This is a genomic window from Pseudomonas cyclaminis (assembly GCF_015163715.1).
In the GTDB taxonomy this organism is placed as follows: domain Bacteria; phylum Pseudomonadota; class Gammaproteobacteria; order Pseudomonadales; family Pseudomonadaceae; genus Aquipseudomonas; species Aquipseudomonas cyclaminis.
In genome coordinates, this window is the sequence record NZ_JADDUM010000027.1 from 52,270 (window position 1) to 74,836 (window position 22,567).

The 22,567-nt window shown below is 57.3% G+C and carries 24 protein-coding genes, 1 tRNA gene and 2 pseudogenes; 10 read left to right on the plus strand and 17 right to left on the minus strand.

Annotation, left to right across the window (positions count from 1 at the left end; translation table 11 throughout):
• From sctS to sctU, 3 genes and pseudogenes are all read left to right on the plus strand, one after another.
• A complete protein-coding gene (sctS, locus tag IQK56_RS03805) occupies positions 1-264 on the plus strand; it encodes a type III secretion system export apparatus subunit SctS (RefSeq protein ID WP_065938437.1) in 264 nt (87 codons plus the stop codon).
• 10 nt (positions 265-274) lie between these two features.
• Positions 275-1,063, plus strand: a complete 789-nt coding sequence (gene sctT, locus IQK56_RS03810; RefSeq protein WP_150676029.1) for a type III secretion system export apparatus subunit SctT — start codon at positions 275-277, stop codon at positions 1,061-1,063.
• Positions 1,060-2,156: pseudogene (gene sctU, locus IQK56_RS03815) on the plus strand (type III secretion system export apparatus subunit SctU). Before sctT ends, sctU begins: the two are co-directional and overlap by 4 nt.
• Here sctU and IQK56_RS03820 read toward each other — a convergent pair.
• The 7 genes from IQK56_RS03820 to sctJ all read right to left on the minus strand — a co-directional run bounded on the left by IQK56_RS03820 (position 2,157) and on the right by sctJ (position 7,526).
• A complete protein-coding gene (locus tag IQK56_RS03820) occupies positions 2,157-2,525 on the minus strand; it encodes a transcriptional regulator (protein WP_150760835.1) in 369 nt (122 codons plus the stop codon).
• Complete coding sequence (gene hrpT, locus IQK56_RS03825; protein ID WP_122309095.1) at positions 2,522-2,725, minus strand: HrpT family type III secretion system protein; 204 nt, start codon at positions 2,723-2,725, stop codon at positions 2,522-2,524. The genes IQK56_RS03820 and hrpT overlap by 4 nt, the downstream gene beginning before the upstream one ends.
• Complete coding sequence (gene sctC / locus IQK56_RS03830; protein WP_193862135.1) at positions 2,722-4,857, minus strand: type III secretion system outer membrane ring subunit SctC; 2,136 nt, start codon at positions 4,855-4,857, stop codon at positions 2,722-2,724. Before sctC ends, hrpT begins: the two co-directional genes overlap by 4 nt.
• Before the next feature lie 14 nt (positions 4,858-4,871).
• Positions 4,872-5,264 (minus strand): type III secretion protein, encoded by a 393-nt coding sequence (locus IQK56_RS03835; RefSeq protein ID WP_122309099.1) that lies wholly within the window; start codon positions 5,262-5,264, stop codon positions 4,872-4,874.
• 1 nt (position 5,265) lies between these two features.
• Positions 5,266-5,472, minus strand: a complete 207-nt coding sequence (locus IQK56_RS03840) for a hypothetical protein (RefSeq protein ID WP_193862134.1) — start codon at positions 5,470-5,472, stop codon at positions 5,266-5,268.
• Between the two features lie 107 nt (positions 5,473-5,579).
• Complete coding sequence (gene sctL, locus IQK56_RS03845; protein WP_150760833.1) at positions 5,580-6,152, minus strand: type III secretion system stator protein SctL; 573 nt, start codon at positions 6,150-6,152, stop codon at positions 5,580-5,582.
• A gap of 573 nt (positions 6,153-6,725) precedes the next feature.
• Positions 6,726-7,526 (minus strand): type III secretion system inner membrane ring lipoprotein SctJ, encoded by an 801-nt coding sequence (sctJ, locus tag IQK56_RS03850; protein WP_150760832.1) that lies wholly within the window; start codon positions 7,524-7,526, stop codon positions 6,726-6,728.
• Positions 7,527-7,649: 123 nt separating this feature from the next.
• Between sctJ and IQK56_RS03855 the strand changes: the two genes are divergently transcribed.
• Complete coding sequence (locus IQK56_RS03855) at positions 7,650-7,832, plus strand: hypothetical protein (RefSeq protein WP_193862133.1); 183 nt, start codon at positions 7,650-7,652, stop codon at positions 7,830-7,832.
• A 647-nt stretch (positions 7,833-8,479) separates the two neighbouring features.
• Here IQK56_RS03855 and IQK56_RS03860 read toward each other — a convergent pair.
• The 9 genes from IQK56_RS03860 to IQK56_RS03900 all read right to left on the minus strand — a co-directional run bounded on the left by IQK56_RS03860 (position 8,480) and on the right by IQK56_RS03900 (position 16,631).
• Positions 8,480-9,403, minus strand: coding sequence for a sigma 54-interacting transcriptional regulator (locus IQK56_RS03860; RefSeq protein ID WP_122309107.1), 924 nt, complete (start codon positions 9,401-9,403; stop codon positions 8,480-8,482).
• Between the two features lie 314 nt (positions 9,404-9,717).
• Positions 9,718-10,818 (minus strand): redox-regulated ATPase YchF, encoded by a 1,101-nt coding sequence (gene ychF / locus IQK56_RS03865; protein ID WP_150760831.1) that lies wholly within the window; start codon positions 10,816-10,818, stop codon positions 9,718-9,720.
• Between the two features lie 22 nt (positions 10,819-10,840).
• Entirely contained in the window at positions 10,841-11,425 is a 585-nt protein-coding gene (gene pth / locus IQK56_RS03870) for an aminoacyl-tRNA hydrolase (protein WP_003171596.1), read from the minus strand.
• Positions 11,426-11,593: 168 nt separating this feature from the next.
• The gene (locus IQK56_RS03875) at positions 11,594-12,193 is read right to left on the minus strand and encodes a 50S ribosomal protein L25/general stress protein Ctc (RefSeq protein ID WP_099583948.1); all 600 of its coding nucleotides are present in this window, start codon (positions 12,191-12,193) and stop codon (positions 11,594-11,596) included.
• A 138-nt stretch (positions 12,194-12,331) separates the two neighbouring features.
• The gene (locus IQK56_RS03880; RefSeq protein WP_003171603.1) at positions 12,332-13,273 is read right to left on the minus strand and encodes a ribose-phosphate pyrophosphokinase; all 942 of its coding nucleotides are present in this window, start codon (positions 13,271-13,273) and stop codon (positions 12,332-12,334) included.
• A gap of 46 nt (positions 13,274-13,319) precedes the next feature.
• Positions 13,320-13,394, minus strand: a tRNA-Gln gene (locus tag IQK56_RS03885).
• Positions 13,395-13,431: 37 nt separating this feature from the next.
• Positions 13,432-14,283: a 4-(cytidine 5'-diphospho)-2-C-methyl-D-erythritol kinase gene (ispE, locus tag IQK56_RS03890; protein WP_193862132.1), complete on the minus strand. Its 852-nt coding sequence runs from the start codon at positions 14,281-14,283 to the stop codon at positions 13,432-13,434.
• A gap of 1 nt (position 14,284) precedes the next feature.
• The gene (gene lolB, locus IQK56_RS03895) at positions 14,285-14,902 is read right to left on the minus strand and encodes a lipoprotein insertase outer membrane protein LolB (protein ID WP_150760830.1); all 618 of its coding nucleotides are present in this window, start codon (positions 14,900-14,902) and stop codon (positions 14,285-14,287) included.
• 4 nt (positions 14,903-14,906) lie between these two features.
• Positions 14,907-16,631, minus strand: a complete 1,725-nt coding sequence (locus IQK56_RS03900; protein WP_122309117.1) for a tetratricopeptide repeat protein — start codon at positions 16,629-16,631, stop codon at positions 14,907-14,909.
• Positions 16,632-16,813: 182 nt separating this feature from the next.
• Between IQK56_RS03900 and hemA the strand changes: the two genes are divergently transcribed.
• The 6 genes and pseudogenes from hemA to IQK56_RS03930 all read left to right on the plus strand — a co-directional run bounded on the left by hemA (position 16,814) and on the right by IQK56_RS03930 (position 22,169).
• Positions 16,814-18,103 (plus strand): glutamyl-tRNA reductase, encoded by a 1,290-nt coding sequence (hemA, locus tag IQK56_RS03905; RefSeq protein WP_122309119.1) that lies wholly within the window; start codon positions 16,814-16,816, stop codon positions 18,101-18,103.
• Positions 18,100-19,181: pseudogene (prfA, locus tag IQK56_RS03910) on the plus strand (peptide chain release factor 1). Before hemA ends, prfA begins: the two are co-directional and overlap by 4 nt.
• On the plus strand, positions 19,182-20,012 hold the full coding sequence (prmC, locus tag IQK56_RS03915; RefSeq protein ID WP_150676015.1) for a peptide chain release factor N(5)-glutamine methyltransferase: 831 nt from the start codon (positions 19,182-19,184) through the stop codon (positions 20,010-20,012).
• On the plus strand, positions 20,006-20,761 hold the full coding sequence (locus IQK56_RS03920) for a molybdopterin-synthase adenylyltransferase MoeB (protein ID WP_150760829.1): 756 nt from the start codon (positions 20,006-20,008) through the stop codon (positions 20,759-20,761). The genes prmC and IQK56_RS03920 overlap by 7 nt, the downstream gene beginning before the upstream one ends.
• Positions 20,754-21,548: a glutamate racemase gene (gene murI, locus IQK56_RS03925; RefSeq protein ID WP_193862131.1), complete on the plus strand. Its 795-nt coding sequence runs from the start codon at positions 20,754-20,756 to the stop codon at positions 21,546-21,548. Before IQK56_RS03920 ends, murI begins: the two co-directional genes overlap by 8 nt.
• Before the next feature lie 102 nt (positions 21,549-21,650).
• On the plus strand, positions 21,651-22,169 hold the full coding sequence (locus IQK56_RS03930; RefSeq protein ID WP_122309129.1) for an acyloxyacyl hydrolase: 519 nt from the start codon (positions 21,651-21,653) through the stop codon (positions 22,167-22,169).
• 65 nt (positions 22,170-22,234) lie between these two features.
• Here the strand turns inward: IQK56_RS03930 and IQK56_RS03935 are convergent, their stop codons facing one another.
• The gene (locus tag IQK56_RS03935) at positions 22,235-22,540 is read right to left on the minus strand and encodes a YkgJ family cysteine cluster protein (protein WP_122309131.1); all 306 of its coding nucleotides are present in this window, start codon (positions 22,538-22,540) and stop codon (positions 22,235-22,237) included.
• Positions 22,541-22,567: the final 27 nt, after the last annotated feature.

A 22,567-nucleotide genomic window follows, 5' to 3' on the forward strand; every position in this document is an offset into this window, starting at 1 on the left:
ATGGAACCGATCGTACTGTTCAAGCAAGGCATGTTGCTGGTGGTGGTGCTGTCGGCACCGCCGCTGATTGTGGCGGTGGTGGTGGGTGTGCTGACGTCGCTGGTGCAGGCGCTGATGCAGATACAGGACCAGACGCTGCCCTTTGGTATCAAGCTGGTGGCCGTGGGTATCACGTTGATCATGACCGGCCGCTGGATTGGTGTGGAGTTGATTCAACTGATCAACCTGACGTTCGAGATGATCGGTCGCTCGGCCCTGAATTGAGGTTTTGCCTGTGCTGCTGTATCTGGAGTTCCTGCCCAGCCTGATCATCGGCATGGCGCGTATCTACCCGTGTGCCTTTCTGGTGGCCGCGTTCTGTTTTCAGCATATCCGTGGCATGCCACGGCACACCATCGTGATGGTCATGGCGCTGATGCCTGCCCCCGGTATTCACGCGGCGTTGGAGGGCCAGGACTACTCGGGGTTTATCCTCAGTGGCCTGGTGCTCAAGGAAGTGACCCTGGGATTTTTGTTGGGGGTGTTGCTCTCCATGCCGTTCTGGATGTTCGAGTCGGTAGGTGCACTGCTTGATAACCAGCGCGGCGCCTTGGCCGGCGGCCAGCTCAACCCTTCGCTGGGGCCGGATGCCACGCCCATCGGGCACTTGTTCAAGCAGTTGGCGATTTTTCTGTTGATCGTCAGCCTGGGGCTGGGCTCCCTGACTCAGGTGATCTGGGACAGTTACCTGATCTGGCCCCCCACGGTGTGGTTTCCGCTGCCGGCGGCGAATGGCATGAGCGTATTTGTCGACCTGCTCGCGGATACCTTCACGCACATGATGCTCTACGCCGCACCGTTTATTGCAGTGCTGCTGTTGTTGGAATTCGGCATCGCGCTGCTGGGGGTCTACAGTCAGCAGTTGCAGGTCAGCTCGCTGGCGCCCCCGGTCAAGAGCCTGGCGGGTATCGGAATCCTGCTGTTGTACTTTGCGTTGCTACAGGACTTGATCGTCGGGCGCATGAGCCAGCTGGGCGACCTCAAGCACTCGCTGGGCCTGCTGTTCAAGGCCGCGATACCATGAGTGATTCCGGGGAGAAAAAACACCCGGCGTCCGCCAAGAAGCTGCGTGACCAGCGCAAGAAAGGCCAGGTTGCTCAAAGCCAGGATGTGGGCAAGTTGCTGGTGCTCACCGCCATCAGCGAAATCGCGTTGTTCACCGCCGAGACCAGTTTGCAACGGTTCCAGCAACTGATGATGTTACCGATGTCCCGCCTGAATCAGCCTTTCGTGAGAGCGCTGGAGGAAGTGTTGATCGAAGGCCTGGTGGTGTTTTTCTCGTTCGCCCTGCTGATGGCCGGTGTCGCGATCATGGTGAAACTGATCAGCAGTTGGATGCAGTTCGGGATACTGTTTGCCCCGGAGACCCTGAAGCTCGATTTCAAACGCCTGAACCCCCTCAGCCAACTCAAGCAGATGTTCTCAGCCCAGTCGCTGATGAACCTATTGATGAGCATCGCCAAAGCTTTTCTCCTGGGATTGATTGTGTACGTGGTGGTCTGGCCTTCGTTGGGCACGTTGATCAACCTGGCCAATAGCGACCTGCAAAGTTACCTTCTGGCGCTGATTGCACTGTTCCGTCACCTGCTGCACGCGTGCCTGGGGTTGCTGCTCGTGCTGGCTCTGATCGACCTGATATTGCAGAAGCACTTTTTTGCCAAGCGCATGCGCATGACCCAGGTCGAGGTCGTCAAAGAGTATAAGGATATGGAGGGCGACCCCCATGTGAAAGGGCAGCGCCGCTCGTTGGCGTACCAATGGCCCAGGAGGAGCCGAAGGTCAAGCTGCCCAAGTTGGAGGAGGCCGATATGCTGGTGGTCAACCCGACGCACTTTGCCGTAGCGCTTTACTACCGCCTCGGCAAGACACCGCTGCCCTTGCTGGTGGACAAGGGCACTGATGCCAGCGCTCGCAAACTGATCCAGCGCGCCAAGGCGGCCGACGTGCCAGTGATCCAGTGTGTTTGGCTCGCTCGCACGCTTTATACGAAGAAACTGGGTGAGAACATTCCTCGCGAAACCTTGCAAGCCGTTGCGTTGATCTACCGGACCTTGCGCGAGCTCGACGATGAGGCCAAGCGTGAGACCCTGGAGTTGCCGGAGCTTAGGCAACGTTGATCAGCGGGTTGAACCCGTGTCCAGGGCTTGCAGGCTGGCCAGCGTCAGCATTCGGCTGAGGACCCTGTCCAAAGCGCCGGTTGTTGCAGGCAGTGCATGCCAGATCACCAGGGCGTCCTGGCCGTCGAGGTAGATAAAACAGCCATCGAACGCCACCGCTTGCTCAAAACGCCGTTCCAGAGCCTGCTGCAATTGCCCAGCCTGCAGCGCTTCGCGAGAGACCAGCAACGCCAGCCCCGGTTGGGCGGCTGCGTTCTGCGCGCGCACCGTTATACCAGGGCCGAGCGTCAGGTGAGCGGCGGTGCCGCCCACCAGGCTTTCGAGGAAGACCTGACGCTGATTGTCGTCCAGTATTCCTTGAGTGCTCATCGTTCCAGCGACACCGTCTGATAGTCCGCTCGCTCGCCGGCGGGGCCGGGTTCGACGCGCATCTGAGGTGGCCACCAGATCACCAGCTTATCCTTGGTGGATTGCGGGCGTGAACAGGAGTCGCCCTTGCAGGTCGGTGTACAACCGGTGGCAAGCAATGCTGCGCTGATCAGGGTGACGTACAACAAGCGGTGTTTCATGGCGTGGCCTTCTGGATTGGAGAGAGCAAGGAGGGACGTGGCACGCTGAGGTGTTCATCCTTTACCACCGGTCGCATCGCGATAAAGACCTCGGCCTCTTCACCTGGCTTGAGCCAGGCACGCGGCCAGACACTCACGGCCAACGTCTGCGAGTTGCTGCATTCTTTTTCATCGATGCGCACATTGCGCTTGAACTGGTTACGCAGCACCACCACCGCAACGTTGTACTCCGGTCCGGCATACCACTGGCTGCGTTCGGTGTTCAATGCCAGCAGATCGCGGGTGTTGCACAGGGTATTGAGCCCCAGAGGCATCGGCGCTGCCTTGAAGGCCTTGGGAACTTGCCCGCTGACCAGATGTGCCAGTGTGCTGGTGATGTCACTGCGCTTGATCACCGGTTGGTGCGGGTTGTAGCGCCTGGCCAGCGGTGTGAGGGCGGCCTGCAGTTCGGCCTGGTCGGCCTGCGGCAAGTAGCGCGACGGGTCGGCCTGGTCGCCGATGACCCTCGGGGTCAGGATAAACAGGCGTTCACGCCGATTGTTCTGCCGTTCGGTCGAGGAAAACAGCGCCTTGCCCAGCAGCGGAATATCACCCAGCAAAGGCACTTTGTTTTGCTTGTCGCTGCGCTCGGTCACATGGAAACCGCCGACCACCAGCGAACGCTTTTCCGCCATCACGGCCTGGGTGCTGACCTTGCCTCGGCGCACATCAAGGTTGTTCGGATTGGGGTTGGTCTCGTCGAAATTACCGTCTTCAATATCCACCACCAAGTGGATCTGATGGCCGCCACGGCTGGTGATGACGCGAGGCACTACCTGGAAGCTGGTGCCCACGGTAACCGGCAAAATGGTGGCGTTCTCTCTACCGGGCGTCAGGTATTGCGTGCGGTTGAAGTCGATGACCGCCGGTTGGTTTTCCAGCGTGAGCACCGAAGGGTTGGAGACCATGGTTGCCAGTCCCTTGGCTTCCAATGCGCGTATATCGGCATAGAAGCGATCGCGATTTTCGATCGACAGCTGCGACGAGGTGCCCGGTGACACGTTGGCACCGCCGCGGAAACGACTGTTCTGGAAACCCCAGTTCACCCCGAACTCACGCAACTGCGTGCGTTCGATATCGAGAATGATCGCGTCGATTTCCACCAGCTTGCGCGCCACATCGAGTTGGGTGATCAGCTCGCGGTACATGGCCTGGCGTTCCGGCAAGTCATAAATCAGCACCGCGTTGTTGCGCACATCGGCTTCGACGCGAATCCGACTATTGGAGACCGGGGCGCGTGGGGTGAGCGCGGGGCCGATGTCCAGTGATGCCGGGTTGGCGTTAGCACCGAGCATCTGGCCCAGCAACGGGTTGCCCAACCGGGGAATGGTGGGTGTGAGCGGCGCGGGTTGAGAGGTGGGACGTTGACTAAGCCCCGCAAGCGTTGAGGAGGAGCGCGGCTCCAACAAGCCGCGCAAAATGCTGGCCACCCCTGGGATGGTGAGCTTTTCGCCGCGATAATCCACCAGGCGGTCCGCTGCATTTGCGAACTTCAGCGGATAACTCAGCACACTCTGTTTTTCATCCGGTGAGCGGCGTTGACTGCTGAACTGCTTGATCTGCTCGATGTAGCGTCGAGGACCGGAGACCAGCACTACGCCATCTTCGGGTAACTCACCCCAGCCGAAACGACTGTCGAGCAGGCCGATATCGGTGAGGGCCTGTTTGAGGTCGGCGATGGTTTCGGAAGAGACTTCCAGGCGTGCGGATTCCTGCTGGTCGAGGGTGCTGATATAGAGGGTGTTGTTGTACAGGTACCACTGGAAACGGTGCTCTACACCGAGACGGTCGAGCAGCGACTGCGGGGTATTGGCGCGGATCTTGCCATTGACGTTGCCTTCCAGCAGGCCCTCGACTTGAAGCTGTGTGCCGAAGGTCTGGGCGAAGTCTTCGAGTACTTCCCGTAGGGGTTTGTGCTCGGCTTCATAGGCGTAGGCGGTGTTTTTCCATTCGGGGGGGATGGCCGCCAATGTGTGTTCCACTGGAATCAGTAGCCAGGGCAACAGGAGTATGGTGCGCCAATGGGCTCTTTTGGGCGACTTGCCAGGCGAATCAAAGCGCAAGCAACTGCGCTTGTGGATCTTGTTATACATAGACAATTCTCTGGTTAGTACGAGAGTGAACGGAGTGAAGTGGGTTTGAGGTTTTGGGCTGGGCGAGCGAGGCGTGCGAACGTGGCTCGCCATATGTCGCGCTGGTTGAGCAGGGTTTCAAAGCAACAGAGCACTTGTGCTTCTTCCCGCTCCTCGCGCAGGGTTTGAATCAGCCAAAGCTCTTCACTGTCAGCTTTTCGGACCAATACGCCTTGAAAGCGGCTTAGGCTGACCGCGCCCAAGCGCATCCAACTTTGCAAGCTCGCGTTATCTGAAGACGCGGATGTCAGTTGAGCTTCCAATAAAATGAAGGGGCCCTGTCGTTTTAAAATAATTTCGTCGTTATTTTCAGATAAGTTGAGTTGCTCCTCTTGGCTACGTAACCATTCAAGAATCAGGTCGTTCATGTTATTGAAAACTTTCAATGGTCGTTTTTAGAGAAAGCAGCTCAACTCGATGATTTTCAGTGAACATCCCGTGGGTCGCTAAAGACTGCATTGATAACCTATGGAATAGTTCACCGTCCAATTCTTCGCTCACGCTGGCTTGAAGCCGTTTGTACGAAGAGTCAGCCATTTTTGTTGCTTGGTGCGCGAGTGTCTTGGTAGCGAACATAGCGGTTCCTTTAAACTCTGTTATTGGTATTTTTTACTGATTTGGTTTGTTGCAGAGCGCAGTTTTCAGCATGAACTGAGCATTATTAGATGTTGCTCCGATATTCTTTATAAGGTGTGAAAAAAAGCGGTGAGCATGGTCTCCCAGCTGATACAAAAGTCTCCCTCCTCTGTTTTCAGGATCAGTGTTTGAGGAGGGGTCGCCTCATCCGCGTTAAGTTTCCAAATAGTAGGTTTTTGATGAGCAAACCATCGTTCTATCTCATCAAAATCATGCGGATGGCAGAATAGGTCCGCGCAGACTTCGTGGACTTGATTCGCCATCAATTGCCTCAGGAGTGCCGCCAGCCTGATGGGACGGGGTGTTTCATCAAGCAGGCATCGAATAGCCTCACGGGTGATGAAACTCGCATGTTGCTCGAGCTTGTCGCACATGGCTTGACGATCGTGCTCCCAACGTTTGAGCTGAGCATCAGCGCGTCGCCAGATTTCCAGAGATGCTTCCTCCTTCAACGTCTCACATCTTTTTTGCGCCAAACTCAGCAACTTATCGGCTTGATCGTTGGCGTGCCTCAAGAGCTGTTCTGCCTGTATCCAATTTGCAAGTTCTTCCCGTGGGATGAGACTGCGAGGCAATTCGTGCCTGTCCTTGGGCACATCAATGGTATGTCGGTATAACATCACTGATCTCCTTACCCATGTGATCCAGGGGGTATAGAGTCGCTTGGCAAGGAGGTTACACGCCAGACGACCGCCTGCCAGAGGGTGCTTAATCGGTTGCTTGTGTTCTCTAGGCAGATAGATTTTTTTTCAACCTCATACGTTCTCTGACGGGGAAAGCGCAATCTAAGGCGCTGCCAGATAGGAGGGTCGAGCCAGCTAAGTAGCAGTTGTAATGGATCTGCGTCGGGGGAAAGCATTGCAGGAGGAAGTGCCTTAGATAGGCGTCTGCACCAGTGCTGATGACTTTCACTCAACGTTGGAGCCGCATGAGGATTAACGGTGTCGTGAGCCAGTGTCAGCGCCAGGTCGAGTTGTTCACTTGACGCAAGGGCCAAGCGCAGCACGGTGGGGTTTGTCGCAGGGGGTAAACAGGCTTTCACACCCATGAATACGCCCCATACCGGCTGTTTGCCCTGATAAAGTGTATTAAACGTAGCGTGCTGACCCTCCTTCCAGTCTTCATGGGCGTTTTGCCAAGGGCATGCCCACCACTGAACCCATGCCAGGTGCTCACTCAGTGGGTATTCGATCTTAGGCATCATTCGCAGGTCCGGCAGAATCGTTCATTACTGACGACGCGTGCAGAAATCGCTGACGCCGACGGTGCATAAATAGCGTGGCAACAACAGTTACCACCACGCCAAGCAGAGCGGTGATTAATGTGCTACGCCAAAAACCTAGATCCTCGCCGGGCACCAGGAAGGGGCCAAAATACACTAGGCGTTGCTGCTCCTGATAAGCAGTCGCTGGAACGAATATCACGCTGAGTTTTTGAGGGTTGTCGATTGCCGTGGCCATGCCTGGGATGCTGCCTGCCACCATCCTGCGAACACGTGCGCGGATGTTGTCGGGATCCAGGCGTGGGTCGTGTTTTATAAACACAGAAGCAGATGCGGGCTGGACCGGTTCACCGGGTGCGATGCGTTCAGGCAGTACCACGTGGACTCGGGCAACGATGACTCCGTCAATGTTGGACAGCGTGGCCTCAAGTCCTTGGGACAAGGCATAGATGTAGCGCGCTCGCTCTTCGAGCGGCGTGGAGATAACGCCTTCCTTGCGAAATGTTTCGCCCAGTGTCGTCCTGGCCGCTCGTGGCAGACCCGCGGCTTCCAAGGTACGTACGGCGCGCCCGATGTTGTTTGCGTTGACCGTCACAATGACACCATCTTTGCTAGGGACTTTTTTCGCGCGAATGTGTTTATCTGCAAGTTCTGCTATGACCTCATTGGCCTCTTGCTCAGAGAGCTTGCTATGGAGCTCGACCCGCTCACCGCAACCGTTCAGCATAAGTATAGTTGCCAAGAGTAATACGAAAGGCAATAAGTTATTCATGTTGATTATTGCAAGTTAGAAACTTTGTCAATGCTTTGTGTCGTCTTGGCAAGGCATTTTACTAGCAGTTGGGAGGTTATTTGTATATTCGCCAGCACTCCAGGGAATTCCCGGAATTTAGTCATGTCCAGCTGCTTGTTAGTTGATTTAAGCAGTTTTGCCATTCGCATTTTAGATGTGTATAACGGATTGATAGCCTCAGCAATCCCGGGGGCTAGAGAAGGCCTGGTATTAGATGCGTTTATCTTTGTATTCTCTTCGAGCAATGATGTGAAGAAACAAGAGTCGCTATGGCAGGTTGACTGATCTCGTTTGGTGTTAGTAGTGCCGAGATCTAGCTTTTTCTCTAAGTCAACAAATTCTCTTATTTGCATAACATACCTATTATATAAAGCGCCGCAGAAAAATTTACAAAAATAGTGAGCGCTGACTACGGTTTGGGGCCTCTCGGGCTGATATGCCCGAGAGGTAAAAACTATTAAGTTTTGGCAACTTGAAGGAGGTCGTTAAATTTTTTCTTATCAATTTGCTTCAAGGCAGTTTCAAGTTTATTCCCTCTATCAAGGCCGTCAAGAGCGTCTGCGGCGGAGTTAGATCCCGATTCCGAGCTCGATGAGGCGCCGTAGTTTTGCTGTTGAGTATATGGATTTGTTGGGGGGAGACCGGATATAGACATGAGAAAAACTCCAGAACATTAATTTTCAAGTTTGTTTTTTGCTGTCGATCAAAAATGTGGAAAAGGTCATTTTTTCTCACAAATGATCTTGGCGTTAGATATGTGGCTTGTAGGTCGGTGGCGTTCCATATCATGAGTAAATTAGATGTTTCTAAATGTGTTACTGGCATGAATGTCGGTATGATATTTTTGTTAAGGCATGGAGTTGCTGAATTTCTCGAGGTGTAGCCAGGGGGGCAAATGTTTCTAGAGAAAATGCACCTTCAAGCCAACCTGATTACCTCAGCGATATCGCTAGCTGTTTCATCCTATAGTATAAAGTCCGCTTGGTTACCTTAAGCTCAACCGCTACATTGTCTACACAGTGTTGGTGCCGGAACAACGACTCTTCAATTAGCGCTTTTTCAATTTGCTGCAAGCGCTCCTTGAGGCTTGCTTGAACTTCTTGTTCGCTGCTCATGGGAGTAGAAAACGGTGGCAAATTCAACACGAACCGTTTGGCCGTTGACCGTAGTTCACGCACGTTGCCGAGCCAGGTGTGGCATAGCAGTTGTTGCAGTAGCCCCTCAGAAGGGTGCGGGGCAGTGCATTTGAAGCGGTTTGCTTCTTGCCGGATCATTTCCAGGAACAGCGGAATGATGCGCTCGCGTCGCTCCCGCAGTGCCGGGAGCTGAATATTCACGACATTCAGGCGAAAATACAGGTCACGCCTGAAGGTGCCGTGTTCGACCATCTGGTGCAGCGAGTGCTGGGCAGACGCAATGACGCGCATGTCCACAGGGATGAAGCGGGTCGAACCCAGGCGCTCCACGCCGCGTGATTCCAGCACGCGTAGCAGCTTGGCCTGCAGGTTCAATGGCATGCTGTCGATCTCATCAAGGTAAAGCGTGCCCAGGTGGGCAGCCTCTACGAAGCCGGCCCTGGATTGCATCGCCCCGGTATAGGCGCCGCTGTTGACGCCGAACAATTGGCTTTCCGCGAGGCTTTCCGGGATGGCTGCACAGTTCACGGGAACAAAATTACCTCGCCGTCCCGATAGAAGATGAATCCGTTGTGCTAGCGTATCTTTGCCTGTACCGGTTTCCCCCAGTAACAAAATGTCAATGTTGAGGGTAGCCGTGTTGTTTAGTGTGTTTTCAATATCTGGGCCTTCGATGAGTGAAAATGCCGTTTCATTTTCCATGTTGAAGGTTGTCGACATTGAAAGATGTTCCCTTCCTGCTATTAATTCATTGTTAAAAGGACGTTATGCTCGCGATGACCAGTGGCGTAGATTATAGGGGCTGTCATTCATTCTTAAAGGGGGGCGACGGGCAATTGCTGTAGGAAAGTGTCTTTATGTTGTAGCGATGAAGTCGCATCGTTCTTGGTGGGTGCGAGGAATAAGCAAGTCAAATAGGATAAGTCTGAAAGTATTTAATATTCGGATATGAAGACTATATAAAATTAAATACTTGCCCACAAAAAAGCCGATGCAATGCATCGGCTTTTTTATTGGTGTATTAAGAGTGACGTTTACACGTTAAAGCGGAAGTGCATCACGTCGCCATCCTTGACGATATATTCCTTACCTTCCAAACGCCATTTACCGGCTTCCTTAGCACCGGCCTCACCCTTGAACTGGATAAAGTCGTTGTAGGCGATCACTTCAGCGCGGATAAAGCCTTTTTCAAAGTCGGTGTGGATCACACCGGCAGCCTGTGGCGCAGTGGCGCCGACTTTTACGGTCCAGGCGCGGACTTCTTCGACACCGGCGGTGAAGTAGGTCTGCAGGTTGAGCATTTCGTAGCCGGCGCGGATCACGCGGTTCAGGCCAGGTTCTTCCAGGCCCAGGGCCTCAAGGAACATGTCTTTCTCTTCGCCGTCATCGAGCTCGGCGATTTCTGCTTCGATCTTGTTGCACACCGGCACCACGATCGCGCCTTCTTCGTCGGCAATGGCCTTGACCACGTCGAGCAGCGGGTTGTTCTCGAAGCCGTCTTCAGCGACGTTGGCGATGTACATCACAGGCTTGGTGGTCAGCAGGTGAAAGCCCTTGATCACGGCCTTCTCGTCAGCGCCCATGGTCTTCATCAGGCTGCGTGCCGGCTTGCCTTCGGTGAAGTGCGCGATCAACTGCTCCAGCAGGCCTTTCTGGACCACTGCGTCCTTGTCGCCGCCCTTGGCGTTACGTGCGACTTTCTGCAGTTGCTTCTCGCAGCTGTCGAGGTCGGCGAAGATCAGTTCCAGGTCGATGATCTCGATGTCGCGTTTCGGATCGACGCTGTTGGAGACGTGAATCACGTTCTCGTCTTCAAAGCAGCGGACTACATGGGCGATGGCGTCGGTTTCACGGATGTTGGCCAGGAACTTGTTGCCCAGGCCTTCGCCTTTCGATGCGCCGGCTACCAGGCCGGCGATGTCGACGAACTCCATGGTGGTCGGCAGGACGCGCTTGGGATTGACGATGGCCGCCAGGGCGTCCAGGCGTGGATCCGGCATCGGCACGATACCGCTGTTGGGTTCGATGGTGCAGAAGGGGAAGTTCTCCGCCGCAATACCGGACTTGGTCAAAGCGTTGAACAAGGTGGATTTGCCGACGTTGGGCAGGCCGACGATGCCGCAATTGAATCCCATGGTGTTTCCCCTCGGAAAAAAGTCAGGCCTTCTGGCTGTGCAGGTTTTTCATCGCACGGTTCCATTCACCGGCGAAGATATCCGGCAGCACGCCGAGGGCAAAGTCGATGCTGGCATCGAGTTTTTCCTGTTCGGCGCGTGGCGCACGACCCAGGACGAAATTTGAAACCATACTCGCAACGCCTGGGTGGCCAATGCCGAGCCGCAGACGGTAGAAATTATTCTGATTACCCAACTGCGCGATGATGTCGCGCAGGCCGTTATGCCCGCCATGCCCGCCGCCAAGCTTGAGCTTGGCAACGCCGGGAGGCAGGTCCAGTTCGTCATGGGCCACCAGGATTTCTTCGGGTTTGATCCGGAAGAAGCCCGCAAGCGCCGCGACAGCCTGGCCGCTGCGGTTCATGTAGGTGGTGGGAATCAGTAGACGAACATCCTGACCCTGGTGCGAGAAGCGCCCGGTCAGGCCAAAATATTTGCGATCGGCCGCCAGGTTTACACCTTGGGCATGGGCGATGCGCTCAACAAAAAGGGCCCCCGCGTTATGCCGGGTCTGTTCGTATTCGGCGCCTGGATTTCCCAGGCCAACGATCAGTTTAATGGCAGTCACGACAGGGGCCCTTCCTTTGGAGTTGTGGATAACATCGCCGCGACCTGAGTGCGGCGAAAGTGGACGACAGGAGCTCACTTATCCAGAGATAAACTTCGCGTTGTCGCCCGCTTTCTCGCTACGTTCCGGTCCGCGATGTTTCCTCAAGCTCCGGCAATACAGAGTGAATTACTCTGCAGCGCCTTCTTCAGCTTCTGGAGCAACGCGTGGAGCGTGTACGTTTGCAACAGCTTTGTCATCACCGTGAGCCAGTGCAACGAACTCAACGCCTTTAGGGGCCTTGAGGTCGGACAGGTGAACGATTGCGCCGATTTCCAGAGCCGACAGGTCGACTTCGATGAACTCAGGCAGATCTTTCGGCAGGCAAGTTACTTCGATTTCGTTCAGGACGTGAGAGATCTCGCCGCCTTTCTTGACCGGAGCTTCTTCACCAACAAAGTGCACAGGCACGATAGCGGTCAGTTTCTGACCGGCTACAACGCGTACAAAGTCAGCGTGCAGTACGTGGCCCTTGGACGGGTGACGTTGCAGGGCTTTGATGATTACGTTCTGCTTTTTGCCGCCAACGTTCAGTTCGATAACGTGGCTGTAGGCAGCATCGTTTTCGAGCAGTTTGGCAACTTCTTTAGCCAGCATGCTGATGGATTCAGGGGCTTTTTCGCCACCGTAAACTACAGCTGGAACCAGGCTTGCGAGACGACGCAGGCGGCGGCTCGCACCTTTCCCCAGGTCGGAACGCACTTCAGCATTCAGAGTAAAATCGTTCATGTTGTATCTCCAAAATAACCACATTCGCCCCAGCGTTTGCGACCAGCGCTAAAGGCGATATGGGCAAAAAAGCCCCGCCCCAACAGAATGCTGGGGCGGGGCGCTTTTCGTCAGTGAGGTGTTCCGAAGGTTTGACCCTTAGCGGAACATCGCGCTGATCGATTCTTCATTGCTGATGCGGCGAACCGCTTCGGCAACTACCGGTGCGATATCCAGTTGACGGATACGCGCACAGGCTTGTGCAGCAGCGGACAACGGGATGGTGTTAGTCACCACCAGTTCGTCCAGCACAGAGTTCTCGATGTTCTCGATCGCTCGGCCCGACAGCACAGGGTGTGTGCAGTAGGCGAAGACTTTTGCTGCACCGTGCTCTTTCAAGGCTTTCGCCGCATGGCACAGGGTGCCGGCGGTGTCGACCATGTCATCAACCAGAATACAGGTACGCCCTTCGACATCACCGATGATATGCATCACTTCAGAGTGATTGGCTTTCTCGCGGCGTTTGTCGATGATCCCGAGATCAACGCCCAGGGATTTGGCAACGGCCCGTGCACGCACGACGCCACCAATGTCCGGGGACACGATCATCAGGTTTTCAAAGCGCTGGTCTTCGATATCGTCCACCAGTACTGGCGAACCGTAGATGTTATCTACCGGAATATCGAAGAACCCCTGGATTTGGTCAGCGTGCAGGTCAACCGTGAGAACACGGTCGATGCCTACCACGGTCAGCATGTCAGCAACGACTTTCGCGCTGATAGCCACACGTGCGGAACGCGGACGGCGATCCTGACGGGCATAACCAAAGTAAGGGATTACAGCTGTGATTCGAGTCGCTGAGGAGCGGCGGAAGGCATCAGCCATCACGACGAGTTCCATCAGGTTATCGTTGGTCGGAGCGCAGGTCGGCTGAATAATGAAGACGTCTTTACCGCGGACGTTTTCATTGATCTCGGCTGTAATTTCGCCGTCGGAGAATTTACCGACAGAGATGTCACCGAGAGGGATATGCAGCTGACGTACGACACGTCGAGCCAGATCGGGGTTGGCGTTCCCCGTAAAGACCATCATCTTGGACACGCGCAGTACCTAGAGGCTGAGGGTAACCTGGATGAGTATTAGAAAATGGCAGGGGCGGCTGGATTCGAACCAACGCATGGCAGGATCAAAACCTGCTGCCTTACCGCTTGGCGACGCCCCTGTATCTGTTGCAACGAGTACCCAGTACTCGATTCCTTTTAGAGCAGACTTTGCAGCTTGCGATGCAACATCGAAACGTTGCTTCCCTTTGCTACAAACCCTGTAAGGGTCTCTGTAAGAAGGGCCGAGACTTTATCAGCTTCAGCTTTGTTTGGGAAGCCCCCAAACACACAACTTCCAGTTCCGGTTAATTTTGCTTCGGTAAATTTACCTAACAAATTCAAAGCGTTACGTACCTCTGGATAACGCCTTGCTACAACCGGTAAGCAGTCATTTCGACTGTTTCCCTTGGGAACGGGGCGCACTTTAATGGGAGAAGAGTTACGTGTCAACAACGGATCTGAAAAAATTTCTGCTGTACTTACAGATACTTGCGGGACAAGCACGACATACCACGGCTCTCCGGGGTATTCCGGGGTGAGTTTCTCCCCCACGCCCTCAGCAAAAGCGGCGTGTCCATGCACGAAAACCGGGACGTCGGCGCCCAGCGTCAGACCCAGTGCGGCCAGGCGATCGTGGTCCCAGCCCAGTTGCCACAAGCGATTCAGACCCAGCAACGTCGTCGCGGCATTTGAACTGCCGCCGCCGATTCCGCCGCCCATGGGCAAGATTTTATCGATCCAGATATCGATGCCCAACGCACATCCGGATTGTTCCTGAAGTTTTTTTGCCGCCTTCACGATCAGGTTGCTGTCGTGGGGCACGCCTTCGAATTCGGTGTGCAGGTGGATCACGCCATCGTCGCGCACGGCGAAAGTGAGTTCATCACCGTAGTCGAGAAATTGAAACAGCGTCTGCAACTCGTGATAGCCGTCTTCACGACGACCGAGAATGTGCAGCATCAGATTGAGTTTGGCGGGTGAGGGCAGTGTCAGGCGTTCTGAAGTCACGTTATTGCCCCAGCTTGCGCGGTTGCCAATCCTTGATCACCAGTGTGACGTCAAGGTCAGTGCCATGCAGCTTGATGCGCTCGGGCAGCCAATAACCGCCCTGTTCCACATAGCTGAGGTACTCGACCTGCCAGCCATCCTGTTCCAGCGATGCGAGGCGGCTGTCACCATTGAGGCTCAGGCGACTCTTGCTGTCCGGTGCGGGCAAGCCACGCACCCACCACACCAGGTGCGACACCGGTAGCTTCCAGCCAATCTGTTCTTCCAGCAGAGCTTCCGGCGAAGTCGCCTCATAGCGGCCCTGGTTGGCCACTTCAAGGCTGACTTGCCCCGGTCGGCCTGTCAGGCGAGCGGCACCACGGCCCAGTGGGCCCGACAAACGAATGTCGTAGTAGTCCTGGCGTTGCAGCCAGAACAACGTGCCGCTGCCGGAGTCCTTGGGTGCGCGCACCCCGACTTTGCCTTCGATCTGCCAGCCATCAATGCTGCTGAGCTGATCCTTGTGCTGTTGCCATTGCGCCGGGTTGCCCTGGCCTTCAACGGATTCACGGCTGCCGATGCCCGCGCAACCGGCGAGCAGGGCAATAAGACTGAACACTACAACGTGGCGCAAGAACATAAGCTTAAAGGGTCTCGGATCCGGTCAGGCGCTTGATGGTGCCGCGCAGGATGGGGCTTTCGGGTTGTTCCTTGAGGAATTTTTCCCAGATTTGACGGGCTTCGCGCTGCTTGCCATTGGCCCACAGCACTTCGCCCAGGTGCGCTGCGACTTCCTGGTCGGGGAAGCGCTCCAGGGCCTGGCGCAGCAAGCGTTCGGCTTCGTCGAGGTTGCCCAGGCGGTAATTCACCCAGCCGAGGCTGTCGAGTACGGCCGGGTCTTCCGGGTTGAGCTGGTGTGCCTGTTCGATCAGCACCTTGGCTTCGTCGTAGCGTGTGGTGCGGTCGGACAAGGTGTAGCCCAGGGCGTTGAGGGCCATGGCGTTGTCAGGGTCGCGCTTGATGATCAGGCGCAGGTCTTTTTCCATCTGCGCCAGGTCATTGCGTTTTTCCGCCTGCATGGCGCGGGTGTAGAGCAGGTTCAAATCGTCGGGGAATTGCAGCAAGGCTTGTTGCAGCAGTTTCCAGGCGCGCTCGCCCTGATTGTTGGCCGACAAGGTTTCGGCCTGGATCAGGTACAGCTGGATTGCGTAGTCCGGCTCGGCATCGCGGGCCGCAGCCAGGCGTTTTTCGGCCTCGTCGGTACGGCCGTTGCTCATCAGGATATCGGCCTGGCGCAACTGGGCCGGCAGATAGTCGTTGCCGGGGCCAACCTGGGCGTATTCGAGCAGGGCGGCCTGAGGGTCGTTGCGTTCTTCCGCGATACGGCCCAGGTTCAGGTGCGCCGAGTCCACATGGCTTTCACGCTCGATCAGTTCTTCCAGGTAACCCTTGGCCTCGTCCCAGGCCTTGGCCTCCAGGCACACCAGCGCCAGGGAGTAACGCAGTTCGTCGTCATCGGGGTATTGCTGGACCAGGTTGGCGAACTGCACTTTGGCGTCCTCCATACGGTCCTGCTCCACCAGCATACGTGCGTAAGTCAGGCGCAGGCGTTTGTCGTCCGGGTACTTCTTGATGCTTTTTTCCAGCAGCGGAATCGCTTCCTTGCCGCGATTGAGATTCTGCAGCAAGCGTGCGCGCAGCAGTATCGGCGCTATCTCGCCCTCGTCCGGCGGGTTCTGCTCCAGCAGCTTCAGCGCGGCGTCGGCCTCGTCGTCCTGTTGCAGCAGCAGCGCCTTGCCGAAAATCAGTTGGCTGTTCTTTGGATGTTTTTGCAGCAGGCGGTCGAAACTCTTCATCAGACCATTACGCGTGTCCTGGTCAGTGTCGGCAGCCGACAGCGCGAGGAAGTCGAAATGGGTGTCGCCCTTGCCTTGCAGGACTTTCTCCATATAGACCATGGAGTCGTCATAGCGCCCGGCCCGCGCCAGTTGAATGGCCGCCGCCCGTTGCGCTTCCAGATCGTCCGGCGCATTTTTCGCCCAGATCAGCGAGGTGTCCAGGGCGGCCTGATCGGCGCCCAGGTACTCGGCAATGCGAAACGCGCGCTCGGAGATGCCTGGATCCTGGGTGTTGATGGCCTGGGTCACATAGTTGTCCAGCGCAATATCGAAGCGATTGCGTTGGCCGGCCAGTTCCGCACTCAGCAGGCTGAACACCGTTTCTTCACTGAACGAGGAATAAACCTTGGGCTTTTCAGGGGCGGGGGTGCTGTCTTCTACCGGCGGCGTACCGTCCGGCGACACGGGGGCCAAGGTCTGGCAGCCGCTGAGGAAGACAAAAGCAAGGAGCAACGCGGAAGATCTATTCATATAGGAAGAGGACGACTAACCTGCGGTCGGATCATCATGACACAAGCCTTCGGCCAAACATAACCGAGTCTCAGTTGATGCCTTTATAGACACAAGGCATTAGGACAATAGACGACGGTGGTTGTTCTGAATCTTTCGAAGTAGGACAATTGTCGGCTTCCCGACATCATCAGCGATATTGAATGGCCTTCCTCGCACTCGGTATTAACCACAAGACTGCCTCCGTAGACGTGCGCGAGCGCGTGGCGTTTACGCCAGAGCAGTTGGTTGAGGCCTTGCAGCAGCTCTGCCGGCTCACCGACAGCCGCGAAGCTGCGATCCTTTCAACCTGCAATCGCAGCGAGCTTTATATAGAGCAGGAACATCTTTCAGCGGATGTCGTCCTGCGGTGGCTGGCCGATTACCACCATTTGAGCCTCGACGACCTGCGCGCCTGCGCGTATGTGCACGAAGAGGATGCGGCAGTTCGTCACATGATGCGCGTCGCCGCCGGTCTTGATTCGCTGGTGTTGGGCGAGCCGCAGATCCTGGGCCAGATGAAGTCCGCCTACGCCGTGGCGCGTGAGGCCGGCACCGTCGGTCCGTTGCTGGGCCGGCTGTTCCAGGCCACGTTCAATTCTGCCAAGCAGGTGCGCACCGACACCGCCATCGGCGAAAACCCGGTCTCGGTAGCATTTGCCGCCGTCAGCCTGGCCAAGCAGATTTTCAGCGACTTGCAGCGCAGTCAGGCCTTGCTGATTGGCGCCGGCGAGACCATCACCCTGGTCGCCCGTCACCTGCATGACCTGGGTGTGAAGCGCATCGTGGTCGCCAACCGCACCCTGGAGCGCGCCAGCATCCTCGCCGAACAATTCGGTGCCCACGCCGTGCTGCTGGCGGATATCCCGGCCGAACTGGTGCGCAGCGATATCGTCATCAGTTCCACCGCCAGCCAACTGCCTATCCTCGGCAAGGGCGCGGTGGAAAGCGCGCTGAAGCTACGCAAGCACAAACCGATCTTCATGGTGGATATCGCCGTACCCCGGGATATCGAGCCCGAAGTCGGCGAGTTGGACGACGTTTACCTCTATAGCGTCGACGATTTGCACGAAGTGGTCGCCGAAAACCTCAAGAGCCGCCAGGGTGCAGCCCAGGCCGCTGAAGAAATGGTCAGCACCGGCGCCGAAGATTTTATGGTGCGCCTGCGTGAACTGGCGGCGGTGGACGTGCTCAAGGCGTATCGTCAGCAGGGCGAACGCCTGCGCGACGAGGAGCTGGTCAAGGCCCAGCGTTTGCTGGCCAACGGCAGCAGCGCCGAAGAGGTGCTGATGCAATTGGCCCGTGGCCTGACCAACAAGCTACTTCACGCCCCCAGCGTACAGCTTAAAAAATTGACTGCCGAAGGCCGCCTCGATGCGCTGGCCATGGCCCAGGAACTCTTTGCCCTCGGTGAGGGCGCGTCAGATAGCTCTTCGGATAAAAAATCGCAATGAAAGCGTCACTGCTCAATAAACTGGACGTGCTCCAGGACCGCTTCGAAGAACTGACCGCCTTGCTCGGCGATGGCGAAGTCATCTCCGATCAGACCAAGTTCCGCACCTATTCCAAGGAGTACGCGGAAGTTGAGCCGATCGTCACCACCTATGCGCAATGGTTGAAAACCCAGGCCGACCTTGAAGGCGCCCAGGCGCTGCTCAAGGACAGCGACCCGGACATGCGCGAAATGGCCGTGGAAGAAGTCCGCGAAGCCAAGGACAAGTTGATCGCGCTGGAAGGCGACCTGCAACGCATGCTGCTGCCCAAGGACCCCAACGACGGGCGCAACGTGTTCCTCGAAATCCGCGCAGGCACCGGTGGCGACGAAGCGGCGATTTTCTCCGGCGACCTGTTCCGCATGTATTCACGCTATGCCGAGCGACGTGGCTGGCGCGTGGAGATCCTGTCCGAGAACGAGGGCGAGCACGGCGGCTATAAAGAAGTCATTGCGCGGGTCGAAGGCGAAAATGTCTACGGCAAGCTGAAGTTCGAATCCGGCGCGCACCGCGTACAACGTGTACCGGCGACTGAGTCCCAGGGCCGTATCCACACCTCCGCGTGCACCGTGGCCGTGTTGCCTGAGCCGGACGAGCAGGAAGCCATCGAGATCAACCCGGCGGACCTGCGGGTCGACACTTACCGCTCGTCGGGTGCCGGTGGTCAGCACGTCAACAAGACCGACTCGGCAATCCGTATCACCACTTGCCGTCGGGCATCGTGGTTGAATGCCAGGAAGAACGTTCCCAGCACAAGAACCGGGCCCGGGCCATGTCCTGGTTGTCGGCCAAGCTCAATGACCAGCAGACCAGCGCCGCCGCCAACGCGATTGCCAGCGAGCGCAAGTTGCTGGTGGGTTCGGGCGATCGTTCCGAGCGCATCCGTACCTACAACTTTGCCCAGGGCCGGGTCACTGACCACCGGGTCAACCTGACCCTTTACTCCCTCGACGAGATTCTCGCCGGCGGCGTCGATGCGGTGATCGAGCCTTTGCTCGCCGAGTACCAGGCCGACCAATTGGCTGCGATAGGTGAATAAATGACCATCATCGCCAGCCTGCTGCGCGCCGCCGACCTGCCAGACTCGCCCACCGCGCGCCTGGACGTGGAATTGCTGCTGGCCGCTGCCCTGGGCAAGTCCCGCAGCTACCTGCACACCTGGCCGGAAAAAATCGTCAGCAGCGAAGACGCGCTGACCTTTGCCGACTACCTCCAGCGCCGTCGCGCCGGTGAGCCGGTGGCCTATATTCTCGGCCAGCAGGGCTTCTGGAAGCTGGACCTGGAGGTCGCGCCCCACACGCTGATCCCGCGTCCGGACACTGAGTTGCTGGTAGAGGCTGCCCTGGAATTGTTGCCGGCCACGCCTACCCAGGTCCTCGACCTCGGCACGGGTAGCGGCGCTATCGCATTGGCCCTGGCCAGCGAGCGCCCGGCCTGGCACGTCACGGCCGTTGACCGCGTGCTGGAAGCCGTGGCCCTGGCCGAGCGCAATCGCCAGCGTCTGCACCTCAATAACGCCACAGTGCTGAGCAGTCATTGGTTCAGCGCGTTGCAAGGTCGCCGTTACGACCTGATCATCAGTAATCCGCCGTATATCGCCGACAATGACCCGCATCTGGTTGCGGGCGATGTACGTTTTGAACCGGCCAGCGCCCTGGTGGCGGGCCATGACGGTTTGGACGACCTGCGGTTGATCATCAACGAGGCCCCGGCCTACCTGAGTGCCGGTGGTTGGTTGCTGCTCGAACACGGCTACGACCAGGCCCTGGCCGTGCGTGATCTGCTGCTGGGCCAGGGCTTTGAGGGCGTGCACAGTCGCATCGACCTCGGCGGCCACGAACGCATCACCTTGGGACATCGCCCGTGCTGACCGATCAGGAGCTGTTGCGCTATAGCCGACAGATTCTGTTGCAGCATGTCGACATCGAAGGCCAGTTGCGCCTTAAAAACAGCCGTGCACTGATCATCGGCCTCGGTGGCCTGGGCGCGCCAGTGGCGCTGTACCTGGCCGCTGCGGGCGTGGGCGAACTGCATTTGGCCGACTTCGACACCGTCGACCTGACCAACCTGCAACGCCAGATCATCCATGACACCGACAGCGTCGGGCAGACCAAGGTCGACTCGGCCCTGCGCCGCCTGACCGCCATCAACCCTGAAATCACGTTGGTCGCCCATCGCACCGCGCTGGACGCCGACTCCCTGGCGGCGGCAGTGGCGGCGGTGGACGTGGTGCTTGATTGCAGCGACAACTTCTCCACGCGTGAAGCGGTCAACGCCGCCTGCGTTATCGCGGCCAAGCCGTTGATCAGCGGGGCAGCGATTCGCCTGGAAGGCCAATTGTCGGTGTTCGACCCGCGTCGCGCCGACAGTCCGTGTTATCACTGTTTATACGGGCACGGCAGCGACACCGAACTCACCTGCAGCGAAGCGGGTGTGGTCGGGCCGTTGGTGGGGCTTGTCGGTAGCCTGCAAGCCTTGGAAGCCTTGAAGTTGCTGGCCGGTTTCGGTGAGCCGCTGGTGGGCCGCTTGCTACTGATCGACGCCTTGACCACACGTTTTCGAGAATTGCGCGTCAAGCGTGATCCCGGTTGCAGTGTCTGCGGGACGCAACATGGTTAAGGATGCGCCGATCGGTGTGTTCGATTCCGGCGTCGGCGGTTTGTCGGTGCTGGATGAAATCCAGCAGCTATTGCCCCACGAATCGCTGTTGTATGTGGCCGATTGCGGGCATATCCCCTATGGCGAGAAAACCCCCGAATTTATTCGTGAGCGCTCGCGACGGGTCGCTGAGTTTTTCCACGAACAGGGTGCCAAGGCTTTCGTGATTGCCTGCAACACCGCCACCGTCGCCGCCGTTGCCGATTTACGCCAGGACTACCCCGACTGGCCGTTGGTGGGCATGGAGCCCGCCGTCAAGCCAGCGGCTGCCGCCACCCGCAGTGGCGTGGTCGGCGTGCTGGCCACCACCGGCACCCTGCAAAGTGCCAAGTTCGCCGCGCTGCTCGACCGTTTCGCCACCGATGTACGGGTGATCACCCAACCGTGCCCCGGCCTGGTGGAACTGATTGAAACCGGCGACCTGAACAGCCCGGCCCTGCGCCAGTTGCTGCAGGGTTACATCGAGCCGCTGCTCAACGCCGGTTGCGACACCATCATCCTCGGTTGCACCCACTATCCCTTCCTGAAGCCCCTCCTGGCACAGATGCTGCCCCCCAGCATCGTCCTTATCGACACCGGCGCCGCCGTGGCCCGCCAGCTCAAGCGTTTGTTGGGCGAGCGCGACCTGCTGGCCCACGGCGATCCTGAACCTGCGCAGTTCTGGACCAGCGGTGATGTGTGTCATCTAAGAAATATCCTACCCACACTATGGAAACATTCCGCAGTTGTGCGAAGCTTCGGCTCGTGAAAATTTCGTGAAATGTCGCTGAACTTCTGGCTCTGAGTCAGCTTCTATAGCGAGATGGCTTGTAAAAAATCATACAACTTCGTTCTCAAAGGACTGTTTCTTATGAAGCGCTTGTTCTGTTTGGCCGCGATTGCGGCCGTAGTGGTGGGACACTCGGTTTCGGCCCAGGCTGCTGGCCTGGAGTTTGGCGTAGGCAGCACCAGCGACTCGACCATGACCTACCGATTGGGGCTCACGTCGGACTGGGATAAAAGCTGGTGGCAGAGCGATGTGGGTCGCCTGACCGGTTACTGGAGCGGCGCTTATACCTACTGGGATGGCGACAAGCGCGCCAGTGCCAGCAGCCTGTCGTTCTCGCCGGTGTTCGTGTATGAGTTTGCCGGGGAATCGGTCAAGCCTTACATCGAGGCGGGGATCGGGGTGGCGGTGTTCTCCCGCACGAAGTTGGAAGACAACAACATCGGCCAGGCCTTTCAGTTCGAAGACCGTTTGGGGTTCGGCCTGCGGTTTACCGGTGGGCATGAAGTGGGCATTCGTGCCACGCACTACTCCAATGCCGGGATCAGCAGCAACAATGATGGGGTAGAGAGTTACTCGTTGCACTACACCCTGCAGCTGTAATTGCGCAAATCCCTTGTGTGAGGGGGCAAGCCCCCTCACACATTTAATCTTCATCGGTCTTTGGGTCAGCGATACGCCGTCGCAATCCCCTGGCGCTCTTCGATGCACTCCGGTGCGCCCATCTCGAATTCCCGGCAAATCAGCGGCCGACGCTCATAGATCGTGCACATCATCGTGTCCCGATCCAGCGCCGCACACCAGCCGTCGTCCAGGCGCAGCATCACTTCGCCGCCCCAATCGTCAGTGTCGATATAGCGCTCCGGCACGCCGGTGTCGGTGATCAGCATGACTTCCAGCTGGCAGCAACAGGCCGCGCACGTCGAGCAGGTGACGGCGGACTCAGTGATTTGGGTGTGGGGGATGTTGGTCATGGCGGCAGCTTCAAGCTTTGAGCGGCA

Bases quoted from the DNA above. Each gene is read 5' to 3' on its own strand.
- sctS (WP_065938437.1), top strand. From the start codon at position 1: ATGGAACCGATCGTACTGTTCAAGCAAGGCATGTTGCTGGTGGTGGTG.
- IQK56_RS03820 (WP_150760835.1), bottom strand. From the start codon at position 2,525: ATGAGCACTCAAGGAATACTGGACGACAATCAGCGTCAGGTCTTCCTC.
- hrpT (WP_122309095.1), bottom strand. From the start codon at position 2,725: ATGAAACACCGCTTGTTGTACGTCACCCTGATCAGCGCAGCATTGCTT.
- sctC (WP_193862135.1), bottom strand. From the start codon at position 4,857: ATGTATAACAAGATCCACAAGCGCAGTTGCTTGCGCTTTGATTCGCCT.
- IQK56_RS03835 (WP_122309099.1), bottom strand. From the start codon at position 5,264: ATGAACGACCTGATTCTTGAATGGTTACGTAGCCAAGAGGAGCAACTC.
- IQK56_RS03840 (WP_193862134.1), bottom strand. From the start codon at position 5,472: ATGTTCGCTACCAAGACACTCGCGCACCAAGCAACAAAAATGGCTGAC.
- sctL (WP_150760833.1), bottom strand. From the start codon at position 6,152: ATGTTATACCGACATACCATTGATGTGCCCAAGGACAGGCACGAATTG.
- sctJ (WP_150760832.1), bottom strand. From the start codon at position 7,526: ATGAATAACTTATTGCCTTTCGTATTACTCTTGGCAACTATACTTATG.
- IQK56_RS03855 (WP_193862133.1), top strand. From the start codon at position 7,650: ATGTCCAGCTGCTTGTTAGTTGATTTAAGCAGTTTTGCCATTCGCATT.
- IQK56_RS03860 (WP_122309107.1), bottom strand. From the start codon at position 9,403: ATGTCGACAACCTTCAACATGGAAAATGAAACGGCATTTTCACTCATC.
- ychF (WP_150760831.1), bottom strand. From the start codon at position 10,818: ATGGGATTCAATTGCGGCATCGTCGGCCTGCCCAACGTCGGCAAATCC.
- IQK56_RS03875 (WP_099583948.1), bottom strand. From the start codon at position 12,193: ATGAACGATTTTACTCTGAATGCTGAAGTGCGTTCCGACCTGGGGAAA.
- lolB (WP_150760830.1), bottom strand. From the start codon at position 14,902: ATGTTCTTGCGCCACGTTGTAGTGTTCAGTCTTATTGCCCTGCTCGCC.
- IQK56_RS03900 (WP_122309117.1), bottom strand. From the start codon at position 16,631: ATGAATAGATCTTCCGCGTTGCTCCTTGCTTTTGTCTTCCTCAGCGGC.
- hemA (WP_122309119.1), top strand. From the start codon at position 16,814: ATGGCCTTCCTCGCACTCGGTATTAACCACAAGACTGCCTCCGTAGAC.
- prmC (WP_150676015.1), top strand. From the start codon at position 19,182: ATGACCATCATCGCCAGCCTGCTGCGCGCCGCCGACCTGCCAGACTCG.
- murI (WP_193862131.1), top strand. From the start codon at position 20,754: ATGGTTAAGGATGCGCCGATCGGTGTGTTCGATTCCGGCGTCGGCGGT.
- IQK56_RS03930 (WP_122309129.1), top strand. From the start codon at position 21,651: ATGAAGCGCTTGTTCTGTTTGGCCGCGATTGCGGCCGTAGTGGTGGGA.
- IQK56_RS03935 (WP_122309131.1), bottom strand. From the start codon at position 22,540: ATGACCAACATCCCCCACACCCAAATCACTGAGTCCGCCGTCACCTGC.